Below are 11,019 nucleotides of genomic sequence, written 5' to 3' on the forward strand. Positions count from 1 at the left end.
TTCCGTGATTGGTACCTACCTGATGACCCCCAAGAAAGCCATCTCCGGCACAAATCTCGAGCAGGCGAAATCGCACAACCGCCGCGTGGTGATCGAAGCGATCCGCACCAACGGCGCGTTGTCGCGGGCGGCGATCGCAAGGCTGACGGCGCTGTCGTCGCAGACCATTTCCAACATCGTCGAGGAATTGGAAGCGGCCGGTCTGCTGCGCCCGGAAGCAACGCTGAAAGGCGCGCGCGGCCAACCTGCCGTCCCCTACTCCATCAATCCCGACGGCGGCTATTCGATCGGCCTGCAGCTCGACCACCAGCTTGCCGTCGGCGTCGTCACCGATCTCTCCGGCACGATGCGCGCGCGTATCGAGAGGAGTGTCGACCGGCCAACGCCCGCAGAGGCCATGCCGCTGCTTGCCGCGATCTCGGATGACCTGATCGCAACCTCTCGACTGGAACGGACAAGGCTGCTCGGCATAGGGATGGCGATGCCGGGACCGTTCGACGTCGAAGGCATGACGTCGGTCGGTCCGACGGCCCTTCCCGGCTGGCAGGATTTTCCGGTGGCTGACGAGCTGCAACGGCTGACCGGTATCGCCGTCACCGTCGAGAACGACGCCACCGCGGCGGCAATAGGCGAGCGGCTATATGGCGTTGCCCGCAAGCTCGACAGCTTCGTCTACCTCTTCATCGGGACGGGCCTGGGCGCCGGCCTCTTCCTCAACGGCCATCTCTACAAGGGCTCTCGCCACAATGCCGGCGAGATCGGCCATGTCATCGTGCGGCCGGGCGGCCTGTCCTGCGGCTGCGGCAAGCGCGGCTGCCTGGAGCGCTACGTCTCGCTGCGCGCGGCCTATGACAGGCTCGATTTGCCGGACCCCGACCACGCCTCGCCTGAGCTGCTTGAGAAGCTGTTGGCCAATGGCGACAGTCGTTTCGAGGCCTGGCTCGCCGAGGCGGTCGATCCGCTGCGGCAAGCGATCGACGTCCTGGAAATGGCGCTTGATCCCGAGACCGTCGTGCTCGGCGGCTTCATGCCGCTGCCGGTGATCGAGGCTTTGGCCACCCGGCTCGAACCGCTCCACCTCTCCGTGAGCGCGACCAGCGCCCGCATGACGCCGCGGGTCCTGGTCGGCGCCGCAGGCAGGGACACCTCCGTCCTTGGCGCCGCGGCCTTGCCGATCTTCTCGGAAACCAACCCGCAATTCGACGTGCTGCAGAAGCCGGTGGGCTGACACATGGCAGTCCGCCCTATCATAAAGTTCCCTGATCCCCTGCTGCGCGCCGTCGCGGAACCCGTCGAACGGTTCGACGTCGAGCTGTTCCGTCTCGCCAGTGATCTTCTCGACACCATGTACGCGGCGCCCGGGATCGGCATCACCGCCCCGCATATCGGGGTTTTGAAACGTGTGGTGGCGATTGAACTGCCTTCGACCTCCAAGCCCGGGATCTTTGTAAATCCGTCGATTGTCGAAGTGTCGAGCGAAATGATCCGTCATACGGAAGGCAGCGTTTCGATGCCTGGTGTGACGGAGGATGTCGAGCGGCACGCCCGCGTCCGGGTTCGTTATCAGGATCTCGAAGGCAAGGAGCAATTCGAGGACGCCGAAGGTCTGCTGGCGGTCTGCCACCAGCATGAGATCGACCAGCTCGACGGGGTCTTCTGGATACACAGGCTGTCGCGCTTGAAGCGCGAGCGCTTGATCAAACGCTACGGCAAACTGCGGGCATCCTAGATCGGCGAGGTCACGACCTCGTCTGGCGACCGGTGACGCGTTCGAGCCCAAGCAGCAGGATGAGCGTCACGGCGACGAGCACCATGGTCAGCGCCGCGCCCGCGAAGACATCGCCGCGATCGGTCAGGCTGAAGATCGATACCGGCAGCGTCACCCAGCCCGGCGGATAGACCATGACGGTGGCGCCGAGCTCGCCCATCGACAGAGCGAAGCTTAGGCCGAAGGCGGCGACCAGATAGGGCGTAAGCAAGGGCAGCGTGACATGCCAAAGCCTATAGGCGGGGCGCGCGCCGAGGCTCGACGCCACCTGCTCGAAATCGGGCGAGAGCCGCGCCAGCCCGGCCGAGACATTGCCGAAAGTGAAGGCCGAGATCAGCACGAAATGCGCGATCATGACGATGGCGATGGTGCCGTTGAGCAGCAGCGGCGGGTGACTGAAGGCCACCAGCAGGCCAAGGCCGACGGACACGGAAGGCACCGCGCTGGGGATGAAGAACAGCACGCCAAGCAACCTGGCCAGCGTGGCGTCCTGGATACGCAGCGCGAGCGCCGCCCAGGTGCCGCTGACCAGCGCCAGCGCGCTGGCCAGGAATCCGGTGACCAGGCTCGCCTTGACCGCCTTCCACGCCGCCCCTTGCGCGACATCGGTGTAGTGCTCGACCGTGAACCCGCTGGGCATCACGCCGTTCCATTGGTCGGCCAGGCTGGAAAGCAGGATGACGGCGAGCGGAGCGAGGAACAGCACGCCGAACAGCAGCGAGAAGACCAACCAGATCAGCATGCGGCCGGGGCGCGACCAGACCAGCATCTCTATGCTCCCAGCCGGCCGGCTGCGAAGCGGTAGAGGCCGAACAGCCCCAGCGACAGCGCGATGTTGATGACGGCGATGATGCAGGCGACCTGATAGGCCGATTCCTGGATCGCCTTGCTGTAGATCAGCAGCGGCAGCGTGATGACGCCCTTGGCGCCGATGAACAGCACGATGCCGAACTCGTTGACCGTCAACAGCAGGCAAAGGCTGCCGCCGGCGATCAGCGCAGGCACGGCCGCCGGCAGGATCACCTGGCGCACGATGCGGAATGGCCGGGCTCCGAGCACGCTCGCCGCTTCGATCTGGCCACGGTCGACCAGTGAAAATGCGGCGAGCAGCGGGCGCAGCACGAAGGGCGAGTAGACGGTGACCTCGGCCAGCACCACGCCCCAGGTCGAGTAGAGGAAGTTGACCGGCGGCGCCTGCAGCGAGAACACCTCCATCAATCCGGCATTGAGCATGCCGGCTGAGCCGTAGAGGAAGGTGAAGGCGAGCGTCACCAGGAAGGTCGGCAAGGCGATGAAGGTGTCGATCAGCCGGGCGATGACGCCGCTGCCGGGAAACGGCACGAAGGCGAGGATCAGCCCCAGCACCAGCCCGACGACCAGGCAGCCGGCCGTCGCCGCGACCGAAATGGTGATGGTGTTGATGAGCGCGTTGAGGAAGAAGCGCGCATGCAGCACCCGCGCGAATTCGGCGACATTGGCCATGCCGCTGTCGTCGGTGAAGGCCTGCTGGACGATCAGCGCCAGCGGATAGAAGAACAGCAGCGCCAGCAGCGATGCCGGCGGCACGATCCAGAACCGGCCGGGCATTCTTCTCGCTGCCGGTGTGGCGGAAAGGACGGCGGTGTCAGCCACGGACGTCTTCCGGAACGAGCGAGGTGTCGCCGGGCGTGAAGAACAGCGGCATGGCCGAGCCGCGCTCCGGCAGGCTCATCGGCAACCTGGTCGCCGAGACGCGCACCGGCGTGCCGTCGACATCGAGCACAAGATGCGTGAGCTCGCCCTGCCAGTGCACTTCCTTCAGCGTGCCGACGATCCTGTTGGTATGTTCCGCGTCACCGGTGAGGCTGAGATGCTGCGGCCTGATGCAGAGAAGGGTCTTGTCGCCGGGCTTCTCGCTGCGTCCCGCGCTGGCAAGCACGGCATCGCCGAGCCTGGCCTTGGCGAGCCCCTTCGGCCCGTCGGCGCCTTCCGCGACCGTGACCGGCAGAAGGTTGGCGCGCCCAAGGAACTCGGCCGTGAAACGGTTGGGCGGCCGGCGGTAGAGCTCGGTCGTCGGGCCGTGCGAGGACACCCTTCCGTCGCGCATGATGGCGATCTTGTCGGCAAGCGTCAGCGCTTCGGTCTGGTCGTGGGTGACATAGAGGATCGTCAGGCCCGGCAGGTCGCGATGCAGCTTGGCAATCTCCTCGACCATGTTGCGCCTGATCTGCGCGTCGAGCGCCGAAAGCGGCTCGTCGAGCAGAAGCACGCGCGGCCTGACCGCAAGCGCCCGCGCGATGGCGACACGCTGCTGCTGGCCGCCGGAAAGCTCGCGCGGATAGCGCTTGGCAAAGCCCGACATGCCGACGGTCGCGAGCGAGTCCTTGACGCGCTCGCCGATCAGCGACTTGTCGGCGCCTTGCGCCCTGAGCCCGAAGGCGACGTTGTCCTCGACCCGCATATGCGGGAACAGCGCGTAGTTCTGCACCACCATGCCGAGCCCACGCTCATAGGGCGGGAGATCGGTCACGTCGGTGGCGCCGATGCGGATGCGGCCACTTGCCGGCCGAACGAAACCGGCGACCGCCCTGAGCGCAGTCGTCTTGCCGGAGCCGGAGGGCCCGATCATCGCCAGGATCTCGCCAGGCGCGATGTCGAGCGTCAGCGGATGCAGCACGACATGCGCGCCATAGGCGACGCTGACCTTGTCGAAGTGGACATTGGAGCCGGGGGCGGGGGCGCCGCTAATTTTCGCGGCGTCGACGTCCATGACATTGCTTCCCGTGAAAGCGGGCACCGACATGGCTGCTCCTCCGGATTTGCTCACCAGGAGATCAACTTCCCGTCGCTTCGTTCCACTTCTTGACGTAGTCGGGCAACTTGGTCAGCGCATCGTCCCAGTTCGGCGCCCAGATCGTCACGCCCTTCATTGCCTCTTGCGCCTTGGCGAAATTAGCGTCGTCCGGCTTCACGTCCTTGCGGGCCGGCAGGCCGAGCGCCACCGAGCTTACCGTCGACTGTGCTTCCTTGGCGAGCAGGAACTCGATCAGCTTCTTGCCGTTGTCGCTGTTGGGCGCACCGGTGACCAGGCCGATCTCATAGGGCAGCGCGAAGGTGGAGCGGGCGCCGTCCGGACCCGCGGGCCAGAACACCTTGATGTTCGGATTGTCGGCCATCTGCGACATGTTCATTTGCAGGTCGCCATTGGCGACGTGTAGCTCGCCCTTGTTGACCAGCGCGGTCAGCTTGCCGGTCGAGGCGGACGGGCCGACATTGTTGTCCTGCAGCTTCTTCATGAATTCGAAGCCCGCGTCCTCGCCACCGAAGGCGTGGATGATCTCAAGCATGACGGCGGTGCCGTCGCCGGCCTGGCCGGGCGTCGAATACTGGATCTTGCCCTTGAATTTCGGATCGAGCAGGTCGTTGTAGCTCTTCGGCGCTTCCGACAGCACGGAGGCGTTGTAGATGAAGTTCATGTAGTTGTTGACCAGGGGCCGGTACTTGTCGGTGCCGCCATCGATCTGGTCGGAACCCTCGGGCTTGAAATCCTGCAACAGGCCGTCGGCGGCGGCGCGCTGGATGAAGGGCGGCAGCGTGACGAGAACGTCGGCCTGCGGGTTCGACTTCTCCTTGGCGACGCGTTCGACGACGCCGCCCGAACCGCCTTCGATATACTGCACGGTGATGCCGGTGGCCTTGGTGAAGGCGGCGAACTCGGTCTCGTACCAGCTGCCGTTGCCGTCATGCAGGCCGTCGGCCGAATAGATGGTGACGACGCCGTCGGCAAACGCCGGCGCGACGAGTGCCGATGAGCCCAGCAGCGCAGCGGCGAAGGTCATAGCCACGGTAAGATTTCGCGATTTCATGATCAGTTCCCCTTTATTTATTGAAGGCACAATTTGCGACGCACTCGTGATCGCATTCCTGGCCCGCTATTGCCTGAGTAGCGCTGGTGCATGTCGTCGTTGTGTCAACTTTGGGGGCACCCAATCGATAAGTAAAATCTATTTATTTTATGACAGACAAATCTCAGCTGATATTTGTCATGGAACTGTCGCACGGGCATTGCAAGCGCGTTCTCCTGCACGCCTGGTTGCGATACCTCACGAAATAACGGATTCTTCAGCGGAGTTCGACGCCCGTGGCCTGCGCGCGCAAGCGCGGGTCGCGCGAGCGGATCGTCACAGGCCGACCTTCGAGCACCTCGAAACAGCGAGCAAGCGTATCGTCCTCGAGCCGGCGCATCGCCTCATGCGTGAAGAAGGTGAGGTGCGGAAACAGGATCACATTGTCGCGATCGAAAAGCGCGCTCATCGGATGGCCGGATTTGGTCAGCGGCTCCAGCGAATAGACGTCGAGCCCGGCTCCGGCGATGCGCCCTGCGACGATCGTCTCGACAAGTGCGGCCTCGTCGATCAGCGCTCCGCGAGACACGTTGATGAGGATTGCCGAAGGCTTCATGCAGCCAAGTTCTCGGCCGCCGATCAGGCCGCGCGTCTCATCGTTCAACACGCAGTGGATCGAGACGAAATCGCAGGCGCCGAGCATCGCTTGCAGATCGTCCACCTTCTCGATCCCCGCATCTCTCATCGTCGCGGCATCAACGCCGGGATCGAAGCCGAGCACCCGCGCCCGGAACCCCAGCCCTGCCATCCGCGCCATGCTGCGGCCGATCTTGCCGCAGCCGACCAGCCCAAGCGTCGACCCTGAAATGTCACACCCCAGCCAGCGCTGCTCCGGCCAGATCCAGCCGTCGCGCGAAACCGCCGCGGTGATCGCCGGCAGCCGCTTCGCCAGCGCGATCATCAGCGCGAAAGCACCCTCGGCAACCGTCTCCTCGGCATATTCAGGAACGTTGACGACCGGAATGCCGCGCCGCATTGCCGCCTGGATATCGATGGCATCGATGCCGACGCCGTATTTGACGATGCCCTTGAGTTTCCGCGCGGCCTCGATGACACGCCCGGTGATCGGCGTGTAGCACATCAAGATGAGATCGGCATCGGCAACCGCCGCCATGAGCTCGGCTTCCGGAATGCCGTCCGGCAGCGTCACGAGTTCGACACCGCGCGCCCTCAAGCCGGCGTCTATGCCCGGGCATTCGAGCTCGCGATCGGTGCGGACCGCCTTCACCGGGCTCAGGCCGCCAGCACGGCGGCCTCGACGATGTCGAGCGCCCGGTCGAGATCGGCGCGCGCGATCACCAGCGGCGGCGAAAGGGTCAGCACGTTGCCCTGGCTGATCTTGAAGCTCAGCCCCTGGTCGAGGCAGCGATAGTAGATCTTCTCGGCAAGCGCCCGCGCCGGCGCGCGGCTCGCCTTGTCCTCGACCATCTCGACGCCGAACATCAGTCCCCTGCCCCTGACGTCACCGACGAAAGGCGAGCGCTGCATGAGATCCTGCATGCGACCGAGCGCATGGGCGCCAAGCTCGGCCGACCGCTCGACGAGACCGTCGTCGCGGATGATGGCGATGGTGGTCAACGCGGCGCGCGTGGTGACGGGATTCTTCTCATGCGTATAGTGGCCGATCGCATAGTCGCCGGCGACGTCGAGGTCGCGCCGCGCGATCACCGAAGCGATCGGCAGGATGCCACCGCCAAGCGATTTGCCGAGCACGATGATGTCGGGCGTCACCCCATCATGCTCGGAGGCGAAGAATTTTCCGGTCTTGCCAAGACCGGTCGGGATTTCGTCGAAGATCAGCAGCGTGCCATGCCGGTCGCAGGCTTCGCGCACCGCTTTCCAGAAGCCCGGCGCCGGCACCAGCGGCGTCGCGCGCATCGGCTCGGCGATAAAGGCGGCGAAGTCGCCCTCGCGTCCCAGCACATACGAGATCATGTTGGCGCAGGCGCGTGCCGACTCCTCCAGCGAGTTGGTGCCATACGGGCAATTGTGCGGCGCCCAGGGCGCGACATGCTCGGTGCCGGGCAGCAGCGGCCCGGCGATGCCGGAGCGGAACGTCGCCTCGCCGCCGACGCTGGAAGCGCCGAAGCCGGCGCCGTGGAACGCATCCCAGAAAGACAGCGTCTTGAACCGGCCAGTGGCGGCGCGCGCCAATTTCAGTGACACCTCGATCGCGTCGGACCCGCCGGTCGTGAACAGCACCTTGCCGAGGTCGCCCGGCGCCAGCGCGCGAAGTGTCTCGGCCAGCTCGACCGCCGGCTCGCAGGTGAAGCGGCGCGGCGAGAACGGCAGCTCGTCCATCTGCTTGGCGATGGCTTCCTTGAGCCGCGGATGCCCATAGCCGATATGGGGGACGCTGTTGCCGTGGAAATCCATATAGCGGCGCCCGGCCGTGTCCTCGATCCAGATGCCTTCGGCCTTGGCGATGGCCGACACGCAGGGGCTGGAAAGGCTCTGGTGCAGGAAGGCCTCGGCGTCGCGGCGCAAGAGCTCTTGCGACGGCGCGTGACTCTGCTTGGCGCTCCATTCCTGTCGCGCCGCGGCCTTGTTGGATTCGCCTTCGGTATGGACGAGCGTCATTGGCCGAACAACTCCGTTATGGTCTCCTCGCCAAGCCCAAATCCGGTGCTGGCGCCGGTGCCGCTGGTGACGATCACCAGCCGCACGTCTTCGTGCGGGGCGTCGCGCAGCACCGCATTCTTGGCCGAAGCGTAATATCCCGTCCAGCGTGCAAGAACGTTCGGCACCTTGCCGAACAATGTCTTGAACTCATCGAGGATCAATTGGTCGACGGCTTCCGATCCGAACGGATCGAGCGTGAGCCCATAATGATGGGAATCGCCGACGACCAGCGAACCGTCCGCGCTCTGCACGACGATCAGGTGAACGCCGTTGGCCAATGCGGCCCCGCGTTCCTCGCTCAATTTCGCCCGCAACGCGCCGGCTTCCGGCAATGCGGCGAAGCCGCCATAGCGTAACAGGCTGAGGTCGGACATAAGCGCCGACTGGAGCCGGAAGCCGGGGTCGGCGATGCGCAACATCTGCAGCTTGCAGCGCTGCACGCCGTGCCTGCCGATCAGTTCCGGATAAAGCGAGCTGAAATCGTCGCCGGGACAGACGACGATCTTTGAAGCGTGAACACGCCCCGCGCTGGTTTCGACGAAGGGCGGCGCGATCTCCGTCACCGACACGCCGGTGCGGAACACGACGCCATGCTTCTCAGCCAGGAACGATGCCAGCCGCGGCAGCACCTCGCGCGACTCCACGCGCAACTCGAACGGGCTGTGGAGCCCGCCGATGATTGCTTTCCCGTCGAGCCCGGCCTGATGCGCGAGCGCCTCACGCGCGGTCAGGAGTTTGCACTCGGCGCCGTGCTCGCCGGATTTGAAGGTCTCGAGCAGCGCAAGCGCTTCCGGCCGCTGCGCCGCGATCAGCTTGCCGCGATGCAGGATTTCGATCCCCGCCTCGTTCGCGAGCTCGAACCAGATTTCCCGGCTGCGTTCCGCCAGCCGGCGCGACTGGCCCGGCTCCTGTCCGGTGACGACGACGAGGCCGAAATTGCGGATCGAAGCGCCGTTGGCTTTCTGATCGCGATCGATGACGACGACGCGCAGGCCGCGACGCGCGGTTGCCAGCGCATGAGCCAGCCCGATAATGCCGGAGCCGACAATTGCAAGGTCAAAGCTGTCCGTCACGGCACTTACCAGGGCAGGGAGAAGGTCTTGACGTTGGTGTAGCTCTTCATCGCCTCGATGACGCCTTCCTTGTAGCCGTTGCCCGAATCCTTGATACCGCCGAAGGGGCTCATCTCGATGCGGTATCCCGGGACTTCCCAGATGTTGACGGTGCCGACCTTGAGGCCGGTTATGTATTTCTGCATGCGGCGGAAGTCGTTGGTGCAGACGCCCGACGACAGGCCGAACGCCGTCGAATTCGAAAGCGCGATCAACGCCTCGTCATCGTCGGGCGCGCGCACGATCGGCACGATCGGACCGAAAGTCTCTTCCATCACCAGCTCGGATTGATGCGGCACGCGATCGACGACGATCGGCGGCAGCAACGCGCCCTTGCGGCCGGGATTGTAAAGCACCTCGGCGCCCTGCTCGGCCGCCATGTGGACACGGCTTTCGAACAGCGCCGCGGCATTCTCGTGTACCACCGTGCCGAGCTGCGTGGCCGGATCGCGCGGGTCGCCGAATTTGATGGCCTTTGCCCGCTCCAGCACCATCGGCACGAAGCGGTCGGCGACCTTTTCCTGCACCAGGATGCGTTTTACCGCCGTGCAGCGCTGGCCGGAATTCTTGGTAGCGCCGGCCACCGCAAGGTCGGCCGCCTTCGCCAGATCCTCGTCCGATAGATCGTTGAGGATGATCAGCGGATCGTTGCCGCCAAGCTCCAGCACCTGGCGCTTGTAGCCGGCCTTGGATGCGATCATCTTGCCGACCGGCACGCCACCGGTGAAGGTGATCAGGTCGATGTTGGGATTGGTGATCATCTCGTCGCCGATATCGGCCGGCCATCCGGTGACGACCGACAGCATTTCCGGCGGCAGGCCGGCCTCGTAGAGGATGTCGGCCAGCATCAGCGCCGTGATCGGCGTCAGTTCCGTCGGCTTGACCACGACGCAATTGTTGGTGGCGATTGCCGGCGCCACCTTGTGCGACACCATGTTGAGCGGATGGTTGAACGGCGTGATCGCCGAGATCGCGCTGAGCGGCTCGCGAATGGTGAAGATCTTGCGCTGCTTGCCGTGCGGGGTGAGATCGCAGGAGAATATCTGCCCGTCGTCTTGGATCGCCAACTGACCGCTAAGGGTAAACACGTCGAAGGCACGTCCCACCTCGTAGAGCGAGTCCTGCTTGGAGATGCCGAGCTCCAGCGTGATGAGATCGGACAGCTCGTCCTTGCGGGCATTGAGCAATTCAGCGGTCTTGAGCAGGATACGCTGCCGCTCATAGCGCGTCAGCTTCGGCTGGTAGGCGGCCGCAATCTCGAAGGCGCGCCGCGCATGCTCCGCCCCGCCCGCCGGCACGGTGCCGATGACGGTGTCGTTCCAGGGGAAGCGCACCTCCAGCCTTTGATCGGCGTCGACCTTCTGGCCGGCGATGCGCATCGGCTCGTGGCGGACTTTGATGGCGGGATCGAGTTGGGTCATGGTTAGTTCCATTATTGGACACGTCGCGGGGATCGACCCCCACTCCGGCCCTGCGGGCCACCTCTCCCCCGATCGACGGGGGAGAGGAAATCTTGCGGGGCCAGCGCCCCGTCGTTCTAATTCAACAGCACGGCATTTCGAGCCAAAGACGCTGCCGAATCGACCAAGCGCCTTTCCTCTCTCCCGTCGATCGGGGGAGAGGTGGCCCGCAG

10 protein-coding genes are annotated in these 11,019 nt (G+C 64.9%); 2 read left to right on the top strand and 8 right to left on the bottom strand.

Features of this window, described 5'->3' with window-relative positions; all coding sequences use genetic code 11:
* Positions 1-22: 22 nt before the first annotated feature.
* Both LB572_RS28875 and LB572_RS28880 read left to right on the top strand, forming a co-directional pair.
* Positions 23-1,228: an ROK family transcriptional regulator gene (locus tag LB572_RS28875; RefSeq protein ID WP_224670150.1), complete on the top strand. Its 1,206-nt coding sequence runs from the start codon at positions 23-25 to the stop codon at positions 1,226-1,228.
* Between the two features lie 3 nt (positions 1,229-1,231).
* A complete protein-coding gene (locus LB572_RS28880) occupies positions 1,232-1,729 on the top strand; it encodes a peptide deformylase (protein ID WP_224670151.1) in 498 nt (165 codons plus the stop codon).
* A 10-nt stretch (positions 1,730-1,739) separates the two neighbouring features.
* Here the strand turns inward: LB572_RS28880 and LB572_RS28885 are convergent, their stop codons facing one another.
* From LB572_RS28885 to phnY, 8 genes are all read right to left on the bottom strand, one after another.
* A complete protein-coding gene (locus LB572_RS28885; RefSeq protein WP_224670152.1) occupies positions 1,740-2,537 on the bottom strand; it encodes an ABC transporter permease subunit in 798 nt (265 codons plus the stop codon).
* Between the two features lie 2 nt (positions 2,538-2,539).
* Positions 2,540-3,400 (bottom strand): 2-aminoethylphosphonate ABC transporter permease subunit, encoded by an 861-nt coding sequence (locus LB572_RS28890; RefSeq protein WP_224670153.1) that lies wholly within the window; start codon positions 3,398-3,400, stop codon positions 2,540-2,542.
* Positions 3,393-4,550, bottom strand: a complete 1,158-nt coding sequence (locus LB572_RS28895; protein ID WP_224670154.1) for an ABC transporter ATP-binding protein — start codon at positions 4,548-4,550, stop codon at positions 3,393-3,395. Before LB572_RS28895 ends, LB572_RS28890 begins: the two co-directional genes overlap by 8 nt.
* Positions 4,551-4,581: 31 nt before the next feature.
* A complete protein-coding gene (locus LB572_RS28900; RefSeq protein ID WP_140802565.1) occupies positions 4,582-5,613 on the bottom strand; it encodes a 2-aminoethylphosphonate ABC transporter substrate-binding protein in 1,032 nt (343 codons plus the stop codon).
* A gap of 256 nt (positions 5,614-5,869) precedes the next feature.
* Positions 5,870-6,880: an NAD(P)-dependent oxidoreductase gene (locus tag LB572_RS28905; protein WP_224670155.1), complete on the bottom strand. Its 1,011-nt coding sequence runs from the start codon at positions 6,878-6,880 to the stop codon at positions 5,870-5,872.
* A 5-nt stretch (positions 6,881-6,885) separates the two neighbouring features.
* Positions 6,886-8,232, bottom strand: a complete 1,347-nt coding sequence (locus LB572_RS28910) for an aspartate aminotransferase family protein (RefSeq protein ID WP_224670156.1) — start codon at positions 8,230-8,232, stop codon at positions 6,886-6,888.
* Positions 8,229-9,347 carry a TIGR03364 family FAD-dependent oxidoreductase gene (locus tag LB572_RS28915; RefSeq protein ID WP_224670157.1) on the bottom strand — a complete coding sequence of 373 codons (1,119 nt, stop codon included), beginning with the start codon at positions 9,345-9,347 and terminating at the stop codon, positions 8,229-8,231. Before LB572_RS28915 ends, LB572_RS28910 begins: the two co-directional genes overlap by 4 nt.
* A gap of 5 nt (positions 9,348-9,352) precedes the next feature.
* Positions 9,353-10,807 carry a phosphonoacetaldehyde dehydrogenase gene (phnY, locus tag LB572_RS28920; protein ID WP_224670158.1) on the bottom strand — a complete coding sequence of 485 codons (1,455 nt, stop codon included), beginning with the start codon at positions 10,805-10,807 and terminating at the stop codon, positions 9,353-9,355.
* Positions 10,808-11,019: the final 212 nt, after the last annotated feature.

Origin of the sequence: Mesorhizobium sp. BH1-1-5, from assembly GCF_020165615.1 — a bacterium.
Classification (GTDB): Bacteria; Pseudomonadota; Alphaproteobacteria; order Rhizobiales; family Rhizobiaceae; genus Mesorhizobium.